The following is a 20,717-nucleotide window of genomic DNA, read 5'->3' as shown; positions in this document are numbered from 1 at the left end:
GCGGGAACCCGAACCATCCCCACCACCAGGCATCCCACCGGCACCACCCCCGGCCTACGAACCCGAGACCGCCTCCCGAACCCTCCCCGCCCCCACACCGACACGACCGACCCCAGCGGCAGCACCGCCACCGCCGGGGATCACCGGCGAACGCGACTCAGCACACGAGCCAATCCCCTTTTTAGACCGCCCGTCGCGGGAAGGCGCCTGCGGCGGGGGACGCGATACGACATCGCAGCCCGAGACCCCAAGCGGGTCCGGGCCCTCCGCCACGCCCACACCCTCAAAAGGACACCTCGGCCCGGCCACGAACACACCACCCCGGCCACCCCCGCTACCTCTTTGTCGCCGCCAAGCCACCCGCGCCATCCACCGGCCCGCTACCCGAAGACACGACCCCGACCGCCCTCCTACCTCGTCATCGCCGCCAAAAGACCGCAGCCACACACCACCCGAGAGACGACAACCGAACGCCACTCCACCTGCTACCTCGTCATCGTCGCCAAACAACCGCCACCATCCACACACCCGCGACCAGAAGTCACGACCCGACCGCTCGCCTCCCTCGTCATCGCCACCTTGCCCGTCCTCAGTCCCAACTTCAATGGGACAACTCCCAGCCAAGGGGCGCCAAGAGGGGCGAATTCCACGATGACACGACGTTCACCGTCAACGGCGCGACCTGAGCTTCGAAGGCTCCGACCCCTTCTGGGATGACCTGATCTTCACCGGCGACAACCAACTCCAGATGTACCGCTACAACATCGACCTCTCCGCACAGAACACCGACTTTTACACCAAATCACCCTGAGCATCCAGTCGGCACGGCCATATTCCTGGCCGTGCCGGTGGCTCTGCTCGGCTGGTGGGCGACCGGCATGATCGCATCGGTCGCTGCCGCGCTCGCCATTGAAATAAGCCAGGCCGCTCATCGGCGGCAAAGAGCATCGCCGGAAACCGCCGAGCCGGGTGCGGGAGCGAGCTGAGGACCCGGACCAGTGTCCCGAGCAGGCCCTTTCCGAGACGGAGCGGTCCGAACCGGCAAACCGCAACACGCCCCTCACTGCACCCGTCATCGCCGCCGCGTCCCCACATCCCGACCCGTATATCGCCACAGCGGAGGTCTTCGGAAGCTCGAATCGCCCCGATGCCGGTTGCCTGCGGCGATAGAGTCGTCGCGACGCGCCAGGGTGGGCCGTGACATCGATCCTACTTGCGAGTAACATCGGCCGGGACGTCGCAAACCCAAAGGAGGGCACAGCGTGAACGACACCATCCGCGATGTCGTCTTCGTCGACGGAGTGAGAACTCCATTCGGCAAGGCGGGCAAACTCTACGAGGAAACCCGCGCAGACGACATGATCATCCGCTGCATCAGGACGCTGCTGCGCCGCAACCCGGCGCTGCCGCCTGAGAGGGTCGACGAGGTGGCACTCGCGGCCACCACCCAGATCGGCGACCAGGGGCTCACGCTGGGCCGCTCCGCCGCGCTGCTGGCGGGCCTGCCCCGCTCGGTGCCCGGATTCTCCATCGACCGCATGTGCGCCGGGGCCATGACTGCGGTGACCACCATGTCCTCCGGTATCGCCTCGCGCAACTACGACGTCGCCATCGCCGGCGGCGTCGAGTCGATGAGCAACCACCCGATGGGCGAGGGCGTCGACCCCAACCCCCGCATCGTCGCCGAGAAACTCGTCGACACCGACGCGCTGGTCATGGGCAACACCGCCGAGAACCTCCACGACCTGTTCCCGGCCATCACCAAGGAACGCGCCGACGCCTACGCGGCCGAGACGCAGCGGCGCTACGCCGCCGCGCTCGACAAGCTCAAGTCGGACATGACCACCATGGCCGCCCGCTCCACCGACGAGGGTTGGACCGTCGCCACCGACGACCAGCTCCCGCGGCCGGAGACGACCGTGGAAGGCCTCGCGAACCTGCGGACGCCGTTCCGCCCGCACGGCAAGGTCACCGCCGGCACCGCCGCGCCGCTGACCGACGGCGCCACCGCGTGCCTGGTCGCCGACGCCGAGACGGCCGCGGAGCTGGGCCTGCCGGTCGGCATGAAGATGGTCGGCTTCGCCTTCGCCGGCGTCGACCCCGAGACCATGGGCGTCGGCCCGATCCCGGCCACCGAGAAGGCGCTCGCGCGGGCCGGCCTGACGATCGACGACATCGGCCTCATCGAGATCAACGAGGCCTTCGCCGTGCAGGTGCTGGCGTTCCTCGACCACTTCAAGGTCGCCGACGACGACCCGCGCGTCAACCCGTGGGGCGGGGCGATCGCCGTGGGCCACCCGCTGGCCTCCTCCGGGGTGCGGCTGATGACCCAGCTCTCCCGCGAGTTCGCCGAGCACCCCGAGGTGCGCTACGGCATCACCACCATGTGCGTCGGCCTCGGCCAGGGCGGCACGGTCATCTGGGAGAACCCGAACTTCGAGGGAGACAAGTAGTGAGCACCTTCCCTGTCGAACTTCCCGAATTCCCCGACGAGGTCGTCACCGAGGCGCTCGTCCGCTACGTCGAGCCGCCGGGCCTGGACGGACGCGCGGCGATCATCACCCTCGACAACGGCTTCGACCACACCAAGCCGACCTCCATGGGGCCGGCGGGCATGCAGAACCTGTGGAACGCCCTCGACGAGGTGCTCGCCTCCGACGCGAAGCTCATCGCCGTCACCGGCAAGCCGTTCATCTTCCTGGCCGGCGCCGACATCAAGATGATGCCGCTGCTGGAGACCCGCGAGCAGGGCCTGGCGATGGCGCAGGCCGGGCACGCGCTCTACAAACGGCTCAAGGACTCCCAGGTACCGACCTTCGCCTTCGTCAACGGCACCGCGCTCGGCGGCGGCATGGAGCTGGCGCTGCACTGCCATTACCGGACCGTCTCGGCCAGCGCGGTGGCGCTGGGGCTGCCGGAGGTCTCGATCGGGCTGATCCCCGGCTGGGGCGGCTCGCAGATCCTGCCGAACCTCATCGGCCCGGAGGCGGCGGCGCAGGTCATCATCGCCAATCCGCTCAACCAGAACAAGATGCTGCGCGGGCCGGACCTGACCAAGCTCGGCATCGCCGACGCCCAGTTCGAGGCGGCCGATTTCCTGGAGGAGTCGCTGGCGTGGGCGGTCCGGGTCGTGCGCGGCGAGGAGACCGTGCGGCGGCCGGAGGTCGACCGCGGCGACTCCTGGAAGGCCGTCATCGCCGGGGCCCGGCAGACGGTCGACGAGAAGATCCACAACGCCTCTCCGGCGGCGATGAAGGCGCTCGACCTGCTGGAGCTGGCACGCACGGCCTCGTTCGAGGAGGGCTCGCTGGCCGAGGACGAGGCCCTGGCCGATCTGGAGATGGCCCCGGAGTTCAAGACGAGCCTGTACTCGTTCAATCTGGTGCGCCAGCTCGGCAAGCGTCCGGCCGGCGCGCCGAGCTCGGGCCTGGCCAAGGAGATCGGCAAGGTCGGCGTCGTCGGCGCGGGGCTCATGGCCGGCCAGATCGCGCTCATGTTCGCCCGCCGACTCGAGGTGCCGGTCGTCATGACCGACCTGGACGCCGAGCGCACTGAGCGCGGGCTGGCGTACGTGCGCGGCGAGATCGACAAGCTGGAGTCCAAGGGGCGGCTGTCGAAGCTCAAGGCCGCGAAGATGCGGGCGCTGGTGTCGGCCGACACCGACAAGGGCGTCTACGCCGACTGCGACCTGGTCATCGAGGCGGTCTTCGAGGAGCTGGGCGTCAAGCAGCAGGTGTTCGGGGAGGTCGAGCAGATCGTCTCCGAGGAGTGTCTGCTGGTCACCAACACCTCGGGGCTGTCGGTGACGGCGATGGCCTCGAAGCTGTCGCACCCGGAGCGGGTGGTCGGGATGCACTTCTTCAATCCGGTGGCGGTCATGCCGCTGGTGGAGGTGATCGCGGCCGAGTCGACCGACGACGCGACGCTGGCGACGGCGTTCGCGGTGGCCAAGAAGCTCAAGAAGACCGCGATCCGTTCGGCCGACCGTCCGGCGTTCATCGTGAACCGGCTGCTGGGCCGGATGCTGGCCGAGGTCACCGGCGCGGTCGATGAGGGCACGCCGCCGGAGGCGGCCGACACCGCTCTCGACGAGCTGGGTCTGCCGATGCGGCCGTTCGCGCTGCTGGAGCTGGTGGGCCTTCAGGTGGCCTGGCATCTGACCAGTCACCTGCACGAGGACCTGGGGCCGCGTTTCCCGCTGTCGCAGAACCTCAAGCGGCTGGCCGAGTGCCGGGAGCCGGTCTTCGACCCGGAGGCCAAGGGCAAGGGCCGGCTCACCGACGCTGGTCGGGCGCTGCTGGAGTTCGGCGACAGGGCGTCGACGGCCGAGGAGGTCAGGCACCGGGTGCTCGCGGGTCTGGCCGAGGAGGTCAAGCTGATGCTCGACGAGGGCGTGGTGCCCGGTCCCGAGCAGATCGACCTGGCGATGATCCTCGGCGCGGGCTTCCCGTTCTGGCTCGGCGGGCTCACGCCGTACCTGGACCGGACCGGGGTGTCCTCCGAGGTGGCCGGGAAACCCTTCGGCGCCTTGGATAAGTGACGAGCGTCACTTTATCGTTTACTGGAGCCCGGACTCGACCGAAAGGACGAGTCCGGGCTCGTTCGCTGCCGGGAGGCGCTATCGGCTCATACTCGGGTGGACGCCCCGGGGCAGATGATAGGTGAACTATCGGAAAATACGGGCGAGTAGGCCGGGGGTGGACGGAATCGCTCCCACTCCAGCGCCTACCGTGGAGTAACGCGCTTTGACCTGCACGTTTTTCTCTCTACGGTTGCCCGGTGCAGATTCGCGAGATTCACGAATGCGCGACCGATCTCTTGCGGAGCGCCTCTCTCACAGCAGCCGAACGGCTCACGTCACTGACCACTCCACTCACCGAACGCTTCGGACTGCGGCTGTCCGTCACCTCGGCGGCGACCGCGATCTTCATCGGCGCCACCGGCACCACCGCCTGGGGTATCACCAACATCGAAGAGCGGGAAGCGGCCGAAGCCTCGGCAGCCGCCGCGCTCTCCGACAACACCGACCAAGTCGTCTCGGTGATCGCAGAGGAAGCGGCCACCGCGGCCGAGAACCTCTCGGCGGCCCACGAGGCCGCTCAGGCGGCGGCCGAAGCGGCCGAGCCCGAAGAGCCGCAGCCGGTCGGCGGCCTCGACGAGGCGCAGATGGCCAACGCCATCGCGATCATCGAGGCCGGACGCGACAAGGGCTTCGACCGCGACGGCTGGGTGGTCGCGCTGGCCACGGCCATGCAGGAGTCGAAGTTCAAGAACTACGCCAACGTGAACGTACCCGCCTCCTACGACTACGCCTACCAGGCCGAAGGCTCCGACCACGACTCGGTCGGACTCTTCCAGCAGCGCCCCTCCTCCGGTTGGGGCTCGGTCAAGGAACTCATGGACCCCAAGACCTCGGCCTCCAAGTTCTACGGAAGCCTGGGCAAGGTCAAAGGCTGGAAGGACATGCCCGTGACCGAGGCCGCGCAGGCGGTGCAGATCTCGGCCTTCCCGGACCACTACGCGCAGTGGGAAGACCTGGCCTGGCAGATCGTCGAAGAGTACGAGCGCGTCCAATAACCACCTTCCGTCCTCCCGCCGAAACGGCCCCGCGGCACCGCCGCGGGGTCGTTTCCGTTCCGGGCCGCCTCAGTCCGGGGCCGTTGCAGTTCCCCCCTTTCAGCTCAATGAGGGCCCTGCACCGTTTAGAGGAAACCACCAATATTCCGGCGCCGAAGCCGCCGGTACGCCCCGGCAGTTGTCGGACCCGCACAAAACCGGCCCGGTTCGGCCCGCCGCGCGGTTGACAGCCCGAGCACACTGTGCAGGTGACGACTTACAACTGCCCACGCTGCGGACAGCGCAGCACCCCCGCGCAGTGCCCGGCGTGCGGCCGGGGCCCCGAGCCGCTGCTGATGCGGCTCGACGAACTCGACGCCGCCCTCGGCGTGCTCTCGCACGGCTCGCGCAGCCGCGCCGCGGTCGAAGCCGAACGGCTCGAAGTCCTCGACGGACTCGCCCGCCTGGCCCAGACCTACCACGACCAGTCCACGCCTCCGGCCGGAGCGCCGCCCGCGACCCGGAACCCGGCGACCCCCGCCGCCGGCCCTCGGCCCGCCTTCACCCCCGCGCCCGCCCCGCAGACGCCCCCGCGCGGCGAGGTCGCCCCCAAGACCGTGCAGACGCTCCTGCTGAGCCTCGGCGGCCTCCTGGTGGCCACCGCGATCATCATCTTCACCGCCGTCGCCTGGCGGAACCTCGGCGACGGCGGACGACTGGCGATCCTCGCCGCCTTCACCGGCATGCTGCTGGCCGTGCCGGTCGCGCTGCTGCGGTTCGGCCTCAAGGCCACCGCCGAGACGTTCGGCGCGCTCGCCGCGCTCGCGCTGTGGTGCTCGGCCCTGGCCGGCTACTACCTGCTGCTGCCGAGCGGCGCGTCGCTGACCGCCGAAGCGGTCGGCACCTGGACGATGCTCGTGCTCACCGCGCTCACCGCCTACCGGGCCGCCGTGGCCTCCACCGCCCCCGGCTGGGCGATGCCGCCGCTGGCCGCGGTCGGCTCGGCCTTCGCCGCCACCGGAGCGATCGTCAACTCCGCGCTCATCATGACCGGCACGGCCGTCGTCCTCGCCGCCGCCTCGTGGGTCGCCGCCCACCGCCCCAGCCACTACCCGCGCTCGGACCGATGGGTCTCGCGGCTGCTGCTGTGCGGCGGCGTGATCCTGGCGTTCATGGCCGGTCTGCGAGCGACGTTCGAACTCGATCAGGCGGTCCTGCCGCCGGTCGCCGCCGGAGTGATGCTCCTGGCCACCGGCAACCTGCTCGCCGCCGTCTACGCCCGGAGAGCCGGAGCGACGGTCAACACCGTCCTGGTCGCCTCCTCGGCGACCGCCGCGCTGACCATCGCCGCCTGGGTGCTCGCGGCCCGCTCCGAAGATCCGGCGCTCGCCATCCCCGCACTGGCACTGCTCGGCGCCCTGATCACCGCGCTGGCCGCCGGCTTCTCCTCCCGGACCGGCGTGCCGTCGCTGACCGCCGCCGTACTGGCGGGCATCGCCTCACTGGCCGCCTTCGCCATCGTCGCCGCCGGAGCGCCCGAACTGGCTTCGTACCTCGGCGCCGCGGTCGCGATCGGACTGGTCTCGCGCGCCGCCGCCGAGCCGCTGCGCACGTCGGGCCGCTACGCCGCCTATATCGCCGGAGCGGGCGTGGCCGCCGCCGGGGCGCTCATCGCGCTCTCGGCGCTGCCGTCGGTCTGGTGGGAACTGCCGCGCGGGCCGCTGCTCACCTGGGAGGTCCCGGCCGTCCTCGTCGTCCTGGCCTTCGCCGCGGCGCTGACGCCGCGCCGGGCCCGGATCGAAGTGGTGGCCTTCGCGGCGGCCTTCGCCGCCATCGCCGCAGCGGCCCTGCTGTGGCACGGCGACCGGGCCGACTTCGACGCGCTCCCGGCCGTGGCCGTCGGCCTGGCCGCGGCCGTGGCGCTGGTCATCGCGATCACCGCCGAGACGCTCGCCGGACGCTGCGTCGGATGGGCCGCGCTCACCGTGTGGCTGCCGCTGGCCGCCGCGACTTTGGGCACGGCCGACAGTGTCGGCGCCAGTGCCGCCCAGATCGAATTCGGCCTGGTCGCCGCGGCCGCCACCATGCTGGTCACCGCCGCCGGAGTCCCCAGGCGCACCCGGCCCGACCGGGTGCTCGCCGCGATCCTGTCCCACGTCCTGGCCGGGACCACCGTCGCGGTGATGATGCTGACCGACTGGATCGCGCGCCTCATCGAGGGCGCCGACTCCTCGCTGCTGCTGCCGGCCGCGATCGGGACCTACACGCTCGCGCTGGTCGGCGTCGCGCTGATGGCGCCGGTCAAGCAGTGGCGGTACGCCGTCGCGGCTTTGTGCACCGGCACGCTCGCCTGGTGGACGCTGCTGACCGCCTACTCGGTCACGACGCTCGAGTACTACACCGGCCCGCCGGCGGCCCTGCTGTTCGGCCTGGGCGTGTGGCGGCTGACGCGCCGCCCGGAGGCCGGATCCTGGGCGGCCCTCGGACCGGCGCTCGCGGTCGGGCTCGGCCCGAGCCTGCTGCTGGCGCTCGACTCGGCCGAACCGGTGCGGCGGGTCGCGCTGGGCGCTGCGGCGCTCGCGGTGGTCGTCGCGGCCGTCGCGCGGCGCTGGCAGGCGCCGCTGGTGCTCGGTTCGGTGACCTTGCTGGTGCTCACGATCAACGAGCTCGCGCTGCTGTGGCACCTGATTCCGACCTGGCTTCCTCCCGCTTTGGGCGGCGCGGTGCTGATCCTGGCCGGGGCGACGCTGGAGCAGCGCCGCCGCGACCTCGACCGTCTGCGGCGGACGGTCCGGGCGATGCGTTAGCGGTTGCGGGTCGCCTCGGACTCCAGGCGCTCGGCGATGGCCTCGGCGGTGAGGCCGAGTTCGCTGAGGAGCTGCGGGCGGGTGCCGTGGGCGTGCCATCCGCCGGGCACGCCGAAGTCGACCAGCGGCACCTCGGTGCCGGCGTCGCGCATCGCGCGCGCCAGCGCGTCGCCGAAGCCGCCCGCGCGCATGCCGTCCTCGACCGTCGCCACCATCCGGAACTGGCCGGCGAGCTTGACCAGCGCCTCGGGGACCGGACAGATCCAGCGCGGGTCGACGACGGTGGCGTTGAGGCCCTTGGCGGCCAGCAGTCCGGCCGCCTCGACCGCCGTGGCGGCCAGCGGTCCGCAGGCGGCGATGAGCAGCTCGTCGCCGTCCGGTTCGACCAGGAAGTCGAGGCCTTCGCGGCTGTCGACGGGGTCGAGGTTCTCGGCCGGGACGGCGCCGGTCGGGAAGCGCAGCATCGTGGGGCCGTCGTCGACCGCCAGGGCCTCGGCGAACTCCTCGCGCAGCGTGGCCTCGTCGCGCGGCGCGGCGATGCGCATGCCCGGCACCACGCGGAAGACCGAGGTGTCCCACACTCCGTAGTGGCTCGGCCCGTCCGGGCCGGTGATGCCGGCCCGGTCGAGCACGAACGTCACCGGGAGCCGGTGCATGGCCACGTCGAGGACCGTCTGGTCGAAGGCGCGGTTCATGAACGTCGAATAGACCGCCACGACCGGGTGCATGCCGTTCATCGCCAGCCCCGCTGCGGAGGTGACGGCGTGCTGCTCGGCGATGCCGACGTCGAAGACCCGGTCGGGCCGGACGGCGGTGAGCTTGTCGACGCCGGTGGGACCGGGCATGGCGGCGGTGATCGCGACCAGGTCGGGGCGGATCTCGGCCTGGGCGACGAGCTCCTCGGAGAACACGGCGGTCCAGCGGCGCTTGCCGGCCGCGAGCGGTTCCCCGGTGATGGGGTCGAAGGCCGCCGAGGGGGCGTGCATCTGCTCGGCCTCGTCGGCGCGGGCGGGGGCCCAGCCGTGGCCCTTCTCGGTCAGGGCGTGGACGATGACCGGGCCGCCGAAGCGCTTGGCCTGCTCGAGCGCCTCGATCATGCCGTCGAGGTCGTGGCCGTCGACCGGGCCGACGTACTTCAGGCCGAGGTCGGAGAACATGCCCTGCGGTGCGAGGGCGTCCTTGAGTCCGGTCTTGGCCGCGTGCAGCGCCGAGTAGGCGGCGCGGCCGAAGACGGGGATCCGCTCGACGGCGGTCTTGATCTTCTCCAGGGCCGGCTCGTAGCCGGGGTTGAGCCGCAGCCCGGAGAGGCGCTTGGCGAGGCCGCCGACGGTCGGGGCGTAGGAGCGGCCGTTGTCGTTGACGACGATGACGAGTTTGAGGTCGTCGCGGGCGGCGATGTTGTTGAGCGCCTCCCAGCACATGCCGCCGGTCAGGGCGCCGTCGCCGACGACGGCCACGACGTGGCGGTCGGACTCGGAGAGCGCGTTGGCCTTGGCGAGGCCGTCCGCATAGGACAGCGCGGTGGAGGCGTGCGAGTTCTCGACCAGGTCGTGCGGCGACTCGGCGCGGCTGGGGTAGCCGGTGAGGCCGCCGCGTCGGCGCAGGCCGCCGAACCGCCGCGCCCGGCCGGTGAGGATCTTGTGGACGTACGACTGGTGACCGGTGTCGAAGACGACCTGGTCGTGCGGGGAGTCGAACACCCGGTGGACCGCCATGGTGAGCTCCACGACGCCGAGATTGGGGCCGATGTGCCCGCCCGTCTTGGCGACCGCGTCGACGAGGAACTCGCGGATCTCGTCGGCCAGCGGCGGCAGGTCGGCCTCGTCGAGCGATTTGAAATCGGCCAGCCTGCCGATCGAGGCGAGGAGCGGGCCCATCTCGGGTTCGTCGTATGAGGTCATAACGCCGAAGTCTAGCCGCGGAGGCCGCTTGCGCGGGAGTGCAGACATCCCCCTGAGGCGTGAGGCATACGCACCGTCACTGTCGGATAGCTGTCACTCACCGAATGGGACACGCCGTGTGAAAGCCCGCCGCCCTTCTTCGCTCAATGTGATCATCACAACATGGACCTCATCGACCTGCACCAGAACACCGAATGGCCGGCGCGCCTCGATCAGGTGTTGAGCTCCTCTCCGGTCGACTGGGCCGAACGGCGCGAAACCGTCAGACATCGGACGGTGCCGGGACTCGCCCGGCTCCAGCGTCTCTCCGCGGTGCCGCGCTTCGACCTCGACGGGGTCGCCCCGGACATCTACGAAGGGATCCTGGAGGACGCGCTCCTGGCCGCCGCGGGCGGCGGCGCGGCCTACACGGAACTGCGGCTGCCGCAGGAGTCGGTGGCCTTCCCCGGTTTCATGGAGCACTTCGAGGTCGCGCGCGCCCGCGCGGCCGAGGCCCATCCCGGCTTCGACGCCGCCGCGGTGCTGAGCCTGAACCTGTGGGAGCCGACGGTCAAGGAGATCTGCGACGCCTTCGGGGACGCGGCGGCCGCGGGACTGGCGGGCATCGAGATCGTCTACGTCCCCTACGCCGCCGAGGCCGACTGGACTCGCGGGCGGATCGTGGCCGAGGCGGCCGCGGAGGCCGGCCTCGGCGTGACCGTCCCGGCCGGGGCCTTCAACGCCTCGAACCTGGCGGCGCTGACGCAGATCGGGCAGGTCGACCGCATCGGGCACGCCGTCGGCGCCGCCGCCGACCCCGGCGTGATGCGGCTGCTCGCCGACGCCGAGGTGACCGTCGAGGTCTGCCTGACCTCGGCGGTGCTCCTCGGCATGGTCGAGCGGCTCGAGGACCACCCGCTGCCGAGGTTCCTGGAGGCCGGCGTCGACGTCGCGCTCGGCACCGACTCGCCGCTGCGGATGGGCACCGACATCGCCGCCGAGTACGCCAAGGCCGCCTCACTTGGGCTTTCGGAGGCTGATCTGGCGGAGATCTCGAAGCGAGCCGCGGCCGCAAGGCTGCCATGACGGGCGCCTTGGGTCGCTGTTGTGCAAGCCCGGGCCGCCCTGACCGGCGCTCCGGGTCTCTGTTGTGCAACAGTCTTGACAACGTCCGATTGCATACAATCGGATGACCGACCACCGCGACGCACCCCGCAAACCCCCTACCTGCGATAATGCTCGGAATGCACGCTCGGTGTCGGTCTTCTCACGACACAGGAACGTGAAAAGTGCTTGCCATCCGACTAGGGTTGCATCGGTTGCCGCCCGCCAACCGGAAGGAAACGATGTCCGCACTCGCAGTCGATTCCCTGTACAAGGTCTTCGGAAAAGGCGCCCAACAGGCCGTGGCCGACCTCAAGGCCGGCGTCCCCCGCGAACAGCTGCCGAACAAGGTGACCGCCGCGGTCATCGACCACACCTGGGAGATCCCCACCGGCGAGATCTTCGTGGTCATGGGCCTGTCCGGCTCCGGCAAGTCGACGCTGATCCGCATGCTCAACGGCCTCATCAAGCCCACCGCCGGCCACATCTGGATCGACGGCGTCGACCTCGGCTCGCTCTCGGCAAAGGGCCTGCGCGCGTTGCGCCGCGACAAGGTCAGCATGGTCTTCCAGCACTTCGCGCTGCTCCCCCACCGCAGCGTCCTCGAGAACGTCGCCTTCGGCCTCGAGATCCGCGGGCTCTCCAAGGACGACCGGATCGAGCGCGCCAGGGAGGCGGTCGAAATGGTGGGCCTCGGCGGCGAAGAGGACAAGCTGCCCGTGCAGCTGTCCGGCGGCATGCGCCAGCGCGTCGGCCTGGCCCGCGCGCTCGCGGCGGACACCGAGATCCTGCTCATGGACGAGGCCTTCAGCGCCCTCGACCCGCTCATCCGCCAGGACATGCAGGACCAGCTGCTCGACCTCCAGTCGAAGCTGGGCAAGACGATCGTGTTCATCACCCACGACCTCAACGAGGCCATGAAGATCGGCGACCGCATCGCCATCTGCGACGGCGTCGTGAAGCAGCTGGGCACCGCCGAGGAGATCCTCAAGCACCCCGCCGACGACTACGTCTCCAACTTCATCGCCGACGTCGACCGGTCGCGAGTGCTGACCGCCGAGGCGGTCATGGAGCCGGTCGGCGCCGACACCGAGGCCGAGGGGCTCGAGACCGTCGAGTCCGACGTGCTGGTCAACGAGCTGTACGGCACCGTCGTGTCCTCGGACCAGCCGCTGCTGGTCGTCGACGAGCGCAACGACCCGCTCGGCGTGGTCACCCCCCGCACCATCCTCAAGTCCCTCGCCCCCGCCCCCGACTCTGACGACCAGGAGCCCCAGCGAGCATGATTCAGTACCTCCACGACTGGTTCTGGACCTATGTCTGGAAGCCGCTGCCCGATATGCCCTTCGGCGACTGGCTCGAATCGTTCGTCCGCTGGGCCCGCATCGCCTGGTCCCCGATGTTCGACGGCATCGAGTCCACTCTCGACACGCTGTTCAGCGGCACGGCCGAGGCGCTGCTGTGGCTCCCCTCGGGTCTGATGGTCCTCATCTTCGCCGGCATCGCCTACGCCGCCAAGGGCTGGAAACTCGCCCTCGGCGTCGGGGCGATGATGTTCCTGGCGGCCTGGATGCCGTACTGGGAAGACACGATGTACACCCTGGCCATGATCATCGTCTCGGCGGTGATCGCCACCGCCTTGGCGATCCCGCTGGGGATCGCGGCCTCGGAGAGCCGGACCGTGTCGGCGGCCGTCCGCCCGGTGCTCGACCTCATGCAGACGACGCCGGCCTTCGTCTACCTCATCCCGGCGGTCATGTTCGTCGGCATCGGCGTGGTGCCCGGCATCATCGCCACCATCATCTTCGCCATGCCTCCGGGCGTGCGCCTGACCGAACTGGGCCTGCGGCAAGTCGACAAGGAGGTCGTCGAGGCCGGGCAGGCGTTCGGCGCAACCCCGAACCGGATCCTGGCGCGCATCAAGCTGCCGCTGGCGCTGCCGACGATCATGGCCGGCCTCAACCAGGTGATCATGCTGGCCCTGTCGATGGTCGTCATCGCCGGCCTCGTCGGCGGCGGCGGCCTCGGCGGCGTCATCGCCTCCTCGCTGGGCCGTCTCGACATGGCCGCCGGCTTCAACGCCGGCTTGGCCGTGGTCTTCCTGGCGGTCTTCCTCGACCGCGTCACCCAGGGCCTGTCCGACCGGACTCCGGTCGCCAAGGCAGCCCAACTGAGCCGCTGAGCTCACCCCATCCACGGAAAGTACGCAAACACCACCGGAAGGAAGCGACATATGAAACGTCGTTCAATCATGAAGCGCGCCGCGGCCGCGGGCGCCGCCGCGGCGATGGCCCTGGGCGTCACCGCCTGTTCGGTCGAGGACGAGGGCGGCGACTCCTCGGGCGGCTCGGAGGAGACCGACTTCGGCCTGCCCGAGGGCGAAGGCGAGATCACCATCGGCTACATCAACTGGGACGAGGCCGTCGTGGCCACCGAGATGTGGCGCCAGGCGCTCGAGGCCTCCGGCTACGAGGTGGAGACTCAGGAGTTCGCCGAGGTCGCGCCCCTGTTCCAGGGCCTGGCCGCCGGCGACATCGACGTCTTCCTCGACGGCTGGCTGCCGATCACGCACGCCACCTACATGGAGGAGTACGGCGACCAGCTCGAGCAGCTGGGGACCTGGAACGAGAACGCGGTGCTCACCGTGGCCGTTCCGTCCTATGTCGAAGAGGTCGACTCGCTGGCGAACCTCAACGAGCACGCCGACCTGTTCGACGGCCGCATCGTCGGCATCGAGGCCAGCGCGGGCCTGACCGAGGCGGTGCAGGGCACCACGATGCCGACCTACGGCATCGACGACCTGACGCTGGAGACCTCCTCGACCTCGGCGATGCTCGCCGAGCTCGACTCGGCGATCGCCGCCGAGGAGCCGATCGTGGTCACCCTGTGGCAGCCGCACTGGGCGTACTCGAAGTACGACCTGAAGAACCTCGAGGACCCCGAGGTGACCCTGGGCGACGCTGAGACGATCAACACGCTGGCGCGCAACGGCTTCAGCGAGGACCAGGCCGACCTGGCCGAGGCTCTGAGCAACTTCCGGATGAGCGACGAGCAGCTCGCCGACCTCGAGAACACCGTCTTCACCGAGCACGAGGGCGACGTCGAAGCCGGCGTCACCGCGTGGCTCGAGGAGAACTCGTTCCAGGAACTGATCTCCTAGCGGCTTCCTGCGAGCGGGGGCCGGGCGCTGCCCGGCCCCCGCTTTTTCGTGTTCGGGCGAAAAGGCGCAAATGTATGCATAAGTACTAATGTATTCACGTGGTTGGGCGTGCCCCCGCACGGGTACGCCTCGAACGCCGGCGATACGACCGATCGACGGGGAGGGCGACGACATGGCGATCGCGCACATCGAGCACACGGCACACGAGCACCGCCACGGCGAAGGCTGCGGCCACACCGCGGTGGACCACCTCGACCACACCGACTACGCCCACGACGGCCATCTGCACCGCGAGCACGGTGGCCACTGGGACGAGTGCGAGCCGGACGGGCACGTCGTCTGCGGCGGCCACGACCATCAGCACGGCGAAGGCTGCGGGCACACCGCCGTCGAACACGGCGACCACGTCGACTACGTCCACGACGGCCACCGCCACGCCGCGCACGAGGGACACTACGACGACCACTGACCTCCCGATTCGCGGCCGCCGACCAAGCGTCGGCGGCCGCTTCGCAAGCCCTGGCTAAGATGCCGGTGATCCGCCGGCAGCATCCCTCACGGCGCGAGCGCGAGCCGTCGAGGTCGCCGGCATCGATATCGCAGCAGCAGTCAGCAAAGCCTCACTGGGCGGGCTCGAAGAGCGCGATCGTCTCGAAGTGCTGGGTCATCGGGAAGGCGTCGAAGGCCCTCATGCGGGTCGGGGCCCAGCCGTGCTCGGCGAAGGTCTTCACGTCGCGGGCCAGCGCGCCCGCGTCGCACGCGACGTAGCAGACCGCTCTCGGCCGGGCTTCGATCAGGGAGTTCACCACTTCGGCGCCCGCGCCGCTGCGCGGCGGGTCGAGCACCACGATGTCGACCCCGCCGAGGGCCGGCACGGTGGCGGCCACGTCGCCGTCGATCGCGCCGGCGTTCTTCCAGTCGGCCAGGTTCGCCGCGGTGTGCGAGGACTTCGCGTTCTCGACGGCCACGACCCGGCCCTGGTCGCCGACCGCGTCGGCCAGCCCGGCGGCGAACAGCCCGGCCCCGGCGTACAGGTCCCAGGCCGCGTCGCCCTCGCGCGGCTGGAGGAAGTCGAGGACGCACTCGAGGAACGTCTCGGGGGCGGCCGGGTGGACCTGCCAGAACCCGTCGAAGCCGAGCTCGAACTCGAGCTCGCCGACGCGCTGGTGGACGGTCGCCGGGCCGCTCTTGTGGTGGGGCCTGGAGGTCCGGCGCAGCTGGGTGTAGACCGCGAGCTTGTCGTCGTCGGAGTCGACCACGCCGACCGCTCCGATGCCCTTCCAGTTCTGGCCGAGGACCTTGGAGGAGCGGATCGGCTCGGTGGCGATCCGGCACCAGTCGATGTGGACGATGTCGCGGGACTTGTGCCGGCGCAGGCCCGGTTTGCCGTCGGCGTCGACGGCGTACTGCATGCGGGTCCGCCAGCCGAGGGCGCCTTCCTTCCACGGGAGCTCCTCGACCTCGACGCCTTCGACGGCGGCCGGGTCGAGCCCGCCGATGCGGGTGAGCTGGTCGGCCAGGACTCGGGCCTTGAGGCGGCGCTGGGCCTCGGGGGCGACGTGCTGGAAGTCGCAGCCGCCGCACTTGCCGGGGCCCGCCCACGGGCAGGGCGGCTCGACGCGTTCGGGAGCGGCTTCGAGGATCTCGACGGCGTCGGCGAACGCGAAGCGCTTCTTGCGTTCGGTGACCTCGATGCGCACCCGCTCGCCCGGCAGGGCGTGCCGGACGAAGTACACCTCGCCGTCCACCCGGGCCACGCAATGGCCTCCTGCGGCGACATCTCCTACTGTGACGATCATCGTCGGTATTCCCCCACCTTCCGCGAGCACGCCCGCCAGGTTACTCCGCGGGAGCGGCCCGGCCTCGGCGGTGCGCTCGGGGGCGAGTCCGGCTCACCGGTTGACGCGGCGCAGCGGCGGCGGCTCCATGTTCTCGCCGAGGATCCACGGGACGATGCAGATCATCACGCCAGGCTCGTACCGCAGCTGCCGGCGGAGCGCCTTGGTGGTCTGGTTGTGCAGCAGGTTGGTCGACCACGGGAAGTAGCTGCGGGCGGAGCCGCGGCGCCGCCACCAGTGTCCGACGACGTATTCGGGCAGGTAGACGGTCACCACGTCGCGCGGCGCGTCGCGCCTGAGGGCCTTGACGTAGTCGACGATCGGCCCGGTGATCTCGCGGTAGGGCGAGTCCAGGACCGTGAGCGGCACGCCGATCTTGCGCTTCTCCCACTCGGCGAGCAGGGCGCGCGACGCCGCGGCGTCCACATTGACCGTCAGGGCGGTGATGGAGTCGGGGCGGGTGGCCTTGGCGTAGGCCAGCATCCGCATCAGCGGCCGGTTCACGCTCGAGGCCAGCACGATCGCGTGGTTGCGCGAGGGCAGCTTCGGGCGGCCCGGCGGCAGCTCGGTCTCGGCGGTCACGGCGGTGTAGTGCTTGGAGACGTACCACATCAGCGCGTAGCCCAGGCCGATGATGATCACCGCGATCCAGCCGCCGCGCCGGTAGTCGGTCAAGGCGACGATGCCGAGCACGATCACGCACATGACCGCGGCCGCGAACGCCGTGCGCCTGGCCCTGCGTGCCCGCCGGCGCCGCGAGCGGTCGCGCTCGACGTCCAGGACCCGGCCCCAGTGCCGCACCATCGCCGAGTGGGCCAGGATCATCGACAGGAACACGCCGACGATGTAGAGGCCGATGAGCCGGAACGTCACGCCGCCGAAGGCGACGACCAGAGCCGCCGCCGACACCGCCAGGATGATGATCCCGTTGGAGTACACGAGCCGGTCGCCGCGCTTGTGCAGTTGGCGCGGCAGCAGCGAGTCCTGCGCGAAGATGGAGGCGAGCTGCGGGAAGCCGACGAACGCCGTGTTCGCCGCCAGCAGCAGCACGCCGCCGGTGGCGAGCATGACCGGCCAAATCAACAGCGCCAGCGAGTCGAACACCGCTCCGGCCAGCTGGCCGACCAGCGGGTTCTGCACGTAGTCCTCGGGGACGCCGGCCAGCTGGCGGCTGGGGTCCGAGCTGGCCTGGGCGCCGACGAGGTAGGCGAGCAGGACGATCCCGACGAACAGCGCGACCGTAGCCGCTCCGACGGCCGTGATCGAGGCGGCCGCGTTGCGGCCTCGGGGCGGCCGGAAGAAGCGCACCCGCGTCGTGAACGTCTCGATGCCGGTCACGGCCACCGATCCGGCCGCGAAGGCGCGGGCGCACAGCACGAACAGCGCCGCGGCGCTCTGCTCGGTGGCCTCGCCGATCGAGGCGAAGTCGGCCGAGAGCGGATGCAGTTCGTCGCCGGCGGCGATCCGGACGAGGCCGACGAGCACGATCGCGGCCATGCCGGTCACGAACGCCAGCGCTATGGCGGCGGCGACGCGCCCGGGGATGCGCCAGCCGCGCAGGTTGAAGGCCGTCAGCAGCGCGATGGCGAGGACGCAGGCCCACTCGCGCACGTCCCGCAGCCCCGGCATCACGACCGCGAGACTGGTCACGGCGGCGGCGACCGAGACCGCGACGGTGAGGATGTAGTCCAGCAGCAGCGCCGCGGCGGCGAGGATGCCGACCTTGGGGCCGTAGTTGGCCGTCACCACCCGGTAGTCGCCGCCGCCGCCCGGGTAGGCCTGGACGGTGTAGCGGTAGGAGGCGATGACCGTCAGCATGACGACCGCGACGGCCAGTCCGGTCCACACCGAGAAGGCGTAGGCGGCCGTGCCGACCGCGGCCATGATGAGGAATACCTGTTCGGGGGCGTAGGCGATGGAGGAGATCGGGTTGACCGCGAGCAGGGGGATGGCGTGCCGTTTGGACAGCTCCAGGGCGCTCTGCCGCTCGGAGGTGAACGGCTCTCCGACGAGCAGGCGCTTGAAGACTGACAGGGACCGGGTCACGGCCGCATCGTAGCGCTCCGACTCTCCTCCGGGGGTACGGTCCCACCGCTAGCGTGGTCACAGGAGGGGCGCGCGAGGCTCGGCGAACCCCGCGAAGACGCGCACGAAGCAGCGTGGTCGCGGCAGCCGGCGCGCAAGGCGGTATCGTCGGATCGACGTCTGGAAAGGAGTCGCCGGAGTGCACGTGGTGATCATGGGCTGCGGCCGCGTCGGCTCGACGCTGGCGCGGGGACTGGTGGAGCTGGGGCACAGCGTCGGCGTGATCGACCAGAACCCCAAGGCATTCCGGCGCCTCGGACCCGACTTCGACGAGACGACCGTGCGCGGCATCGGATTCGACCGCGAGGTGCTGGCCAAGGCCGGCATCCAGCGCGCCGACGCCTTCGTGTCGGTCTCCTCGGGCGACAACTCGAACATCATCGCCGCGCGGGTCGCGCGGGAGCACTACGGGGTGCAGAACGTCATCGCCCGGATCTACGACCCCCAGCGCGCGAGCGTGTACGAACGGCTCGGCATCCCCACCGTGGCGACGGTCCGGTGGACGGCGGACCGGCTGCTGCGGCATCTGCTGCCGGAGGACCAGGAGCCGCTGTGGCGCGACCCGACCGCGACGCTGTCGATGGTCGAGGTCCTCTACGACGAGGGCTGGGTCGGCATGCCGCTGGAGGCGCTCGAGTCGGCCACGGGGCACCGGGTGGCCTACGTGACCCGTTTCGGGCGAGCCACGCTGCCGACGGCTTCGATGGTGCTGCAGGACGGCGATCAGCTCTACATGCTGGTGGCCGACGAGGGCGCCCCCACGGTCGCCGCGATCGCGGGGCGGCCCCCGCAGGGAGGTCTCTGATGCGAGTGGCGATTGCCGGAGCCGGCAACGTGGGCCGTTCGATCGCCGCCGAGCTGGTCGGCAACGGCCACGAGGTCCTGTTGATCGAGCGCGAGCCCGAGGCGTTGCGACCGGAGCGGGTGCCCGAGGCCGAGTGGCTGCTGGCCGACGCCTGCGAGCTGCAGAACCTGCGCCAGGCGCATCTGGAGACGTGCGACGTCGCGGTGGCGGCGACCGGCGACGACAAGGTGAACCTGGTGGTGAGCCTGCTGTCGAAGACGGAGTTCGCGGTCCCGCGGGTGGTCGCCCGCGTCAACCGGGCCGAGAACGAGTGGCTGTTCAACGAGGACTGGGGCGTCGACGTCTCGGTGTCGAAGCCGCGTCTGCTGGCGGCGCTGGTCGAGGAGGCGGTCAGCGTCGGCGACCTGGTGCGCCTGATGAGCTTCCGCCAGTCGCAGGCGAACCTGGTGGAGATCACGCTGCCGCTGGAGGCGCCGCACGTGGGCGCGACGGTCGCGGAGGTGCCGCTGCCGAGGGACGTGGCGTTGGTGGCGATCATCCGCGGACGGAGAGTCATCGCTCCCACACCCGGAGACAGTCTCGAGTCCGGCGACGAGCTGGTGTTCGTGTGCAACGAGGACGCCGAGGACGCGACCCGTGCGGTCATCTTGGGCAAAACGCGCTGATTTATCGGTTTTCCCCTGGGGGGTATTTACATTTCGGGCGTGTGTCAGTTAGATTTATGTTTGTCAATGTTTCCATTTCCTGGGAGCGCTACCATGCTCAGAACGAGAAAAAACCGCATCAGAAGCCTCATCCTCGCGTTCGCGGCGGTGGTCATGGCCGGCGCTTCGGCGCTGTTCTTCACCACCCAGACGGCCACCGCGCACGGGACGGCGACCTCGCCGCCCGCCCGGCACTACAGCTGCTGGGAACGCTGGGGCGACGACTTCCAGAATCCCGACATGGCCACCGAGGACCCCATGTGCTGGCAGGCCTGGCAGGCCAACCCCAACACCATGTGGAACTGGAACGGCCTGCTCCGTGAGGGCATGCAGGGCCAGCACGAACAGCGTATCCCCAACGGCCAGCTCTGCTCGGGCGGCAACGCCGAGGGCGGACGCTACGCGTCACTCGACGAGGTCGGGCCCTGGCACGCCACCCCGATCAACAACAACTTCACGCTGCACTACGAGGACACCGCCACTCACGGCGGCGACTACTACTGGGTGTACGTGACCCGGCAGGGCTTCGACGTCAACAGCGAGCCGCTCGGCTGGCACCACCTCGAGCGGGTCGTCGAGACCGGCGTCTACCAGCCCGGCGAAGCGGTCGACATCCCCGTGAGCGCGCCCGGCCGGACCGGGCACCACGTGGTCTACGTGATCTGGCAGGCCAGCCACATCGACCAGACCTTCTACTCCTGCTCGGACGTGTGGTTCGGCGGCGGCTCCCCGCCTCCGCCCGACCCGACCGACCCGCCGGAGCCGACTGATCCCCCGG

15 protein-coding genes are annotated in these 20,717 nt (G+C 70.4%); 12 read left to right on the top strand and 3 right to left on the bottom strand.

The features are described from left to right. Window positions 1-1,262: 1,262 nt before the first annotated feature. The 4 genes from ACYVL2_RS19605 (at window position 1,263) to ACYVL2_RS19590 (ending at window position 8,363) form a co-directional block, all read left to right on the top strand. Complete coding sequence (locus ACYVL2_RS19605) at window positions 1,263-2,453, top strand: thiolase family protein (protein WP_460546500.1); 1,191 nt, start codon at window positions 1,263-1,265, stop codon at window positions 2,451-2,453. After that, entirely contained in the window at window positions 2,453-4,540 is a 2,088-nt protein-coding gene (locus tag ACYVL2_RS19600; protein WP_460546499.1) for a fatty acid beta-oxidation multifunctional protein, read from the top strand. The genes ACYVL2_RS19605 and ACYVL2_RS19600 overlap by 1 nt, the downstream gene beginning before the upstream one ends. Window positions 4,541-4,779: 239 nt before the next feature. Beyond that, window positions 4,780-5,577 carry a hypothetical protein gene (locus ACYVL2_RS19595; RefSeq protein WP_460546498.1) on the top strand — a complete coding sequence of 266 codons (798 nt, stop codon included), beginning with the start codon at window positions 4,780-4,782 and terminating at the stop codon, window positions 5,575-5,577. A 248-nt stretch (window positions 5,578-5,825) separates the two neighbouring features. Further along, window positions 5,826-8,363, top strand: coding sequence for an SCO7613 C-terminal domain-containing membrane protein (locus tag ACYVL2_RS19590; RefSeq protein ID WP_460546497.1), 2,538 nt, complete (start codon window positions 5,826-5,828; stop codon window positions 8,361-8,363). On the opposite strand, the gene dxs is transcribed toward ACYVL2_RS19590, so the two are convergent. Next, a complete protein-coding gene (gene dxs, locus ACYVL2_RS19585) occupies window positions 8,360-10,264 on the bottom strand; it encodes a 1-deoxy-D-xylulose-5-phosphate synthase (RefSeq protein ID WP_460546496.1) in 1,905 nt (634 codons plus the stop codon). The genes ACYVL2_RS19590 and dxs overlap by 4 nt on opposite strands. A gap of 162 nt (window positions 10,265-10,426) precedes the next feature. Here dxs and ACYVL2_RS19580 point away from each other — a divergent pair, with 162 nt between their 5' ends. The 5 genes from ACYVL2_RS19580 (at window position 10,427) to ACYVL2_RS19560 (ending at window position 14,976) form a co-directional block, all read left to right on the top strand. Next, a complete protein-coding gene (locus tag ACYVL2_RS19580; RefSeq protein ID WP_460546495.1) occupies window positions 10,427-11,329 on the top strand; it encodes a hypothetical protein in 903 nt (300 codons plus the stop codon). 260 nt (window positions 11,330-11,589) lie between these two features. Next, the gene (locus ACYVL2_RS19575; RefSeq protein ID WP_460546494.1) at window positions 11,590-12,633 is read left to right on the top strand and encodes a quaternary amine ABC transporter ATP-binding protein; all 1,044 of its coding nucleotides are present in this window, start codon (window positions 11,590-11,592) and stop codon (window positions 12,631-12,633) included. Continuing rightward, window positions 12,630-13,529, top strand: coding sequence for an ABC transporter permease (locus tag ACYVL2_RS19570; RefSeq protein ID WP_460546493.1), 900 nt, complete (start codon window positions 12,630-12,632; stop codon window positions 13,527-13,529). Before ACYVL2_RS19575 ends, ACYVL2_RS19570 begins: the two co-directional genes overlap by 4 nt. Before the next feature lie 51 nt (window positions 13,530-13,580). Next, entirely contained in the window at window positions 13,581-14,507 is a 927-nt protein-coding gene (locus tag ACYVL2_RS19565) for a glycine betaine ABC transporter substrate-binding protein (protein WP_460546492.1), read from the top strand. 172 nt (window positions 14,508-14,679) lie between these two features. Beyond that, window positions 14,680-14,976, top strand: coding sequence for a hypothetical protein (locus ACYVL2_RS19560; protein ID WP_460546491.1), 297 nt, complete (start codon window positions 14,680-14,682; stop codon window positions 14,974-14,976). Between the two features lie 151 nt (window positions 14,977-15,127). Here the strand turns inward: ACYVL2_RS19560 and ACYVL2_RS19555 are convergent, their stop codons facing one another. Both ACYVL2_RS19555 and ACYVL2_RS19550 read right to left on the bottom strand, forming a co-directional pair. Next, complete coding sequence (locus ACYVL2_RS19555; RefSeq protein ID WP_460546490.1) at window positions 15,128-16,306, bottom strand: class I SAM-dependent RNA methyltransferase; 1,179 nt, start codon at window positions 16,304-16,306, stop codon at window positions 15,128-15,130. Window positions 16,307-16,399: 93 nt separating this feature from the next. Then, window positions 16,400-18,391, bottom strand: coding sequence for an APC family permease (locus ACYVL2_RS19550; protein WP_460546489.1), 1,992 nt, complete (start codon window positions 18,389-18,391; stop codon window positions 16,400-16,402). Between the two features lie 178 nt (window positions 18,392-18,569). On the opposite strand from ACYVL2_RS19550, the gene ACYVL2_RS19545 reads away from it, so the two are divergent. From ACYVL2_RS19545 to ACYVL2_RS19535, 3 genes are all read left to right on the top strand, one after another. Then, window positions 18,570-19,235 carry a potassium channel family protein gene (locus tag ACYVL2_RS19545; RefSeq protein WP_460546488.1) on the top strand — a complete coding sequence of 222 codons (666 nt, stop codon included), beginning with the start codon at window positions 18,570-18,572 and terminating at the stop codon, window positions 19,233-19,235. Further along, the gene (locus tag ACYVL2_RS19540) at window positions 19,235-19,900 is read left to right on the top strand and encodes a potassium channel family protein (protein WP_460546487.1); all 666 of its coding nucleotides are present in this window, start codon (window positions 19,235-19,237) and stop codon (window positions 19,898-19,900) included. The genes ACYVL2_RS19545 and ACYVL2_RS19540 overlap by 1 nt, the downstream gene beginning before the upstream one ends. 93 nt (window positions 19,901-19,993) lie before the next feature. Continuing rightward, a partial coding sequence (locus ACYVL2_RS19535) for a lytic polysaccharide monooxygenase auxiliary activity family 9 protein (RefSeq protein ID WP_460546486.1) occupies window positions 19,994-20,717 on the top strand: 724 nt, incomplete at its 3' end.

It is taken from the genome of Glycomyces halotolerans (genome assembly GCF_054779575.1).
The sequence above is the reverse complement of the archived record's forward strand: the minus strand, read 5'-3'. Positions and strand labels throughout refer to the sequence as shown.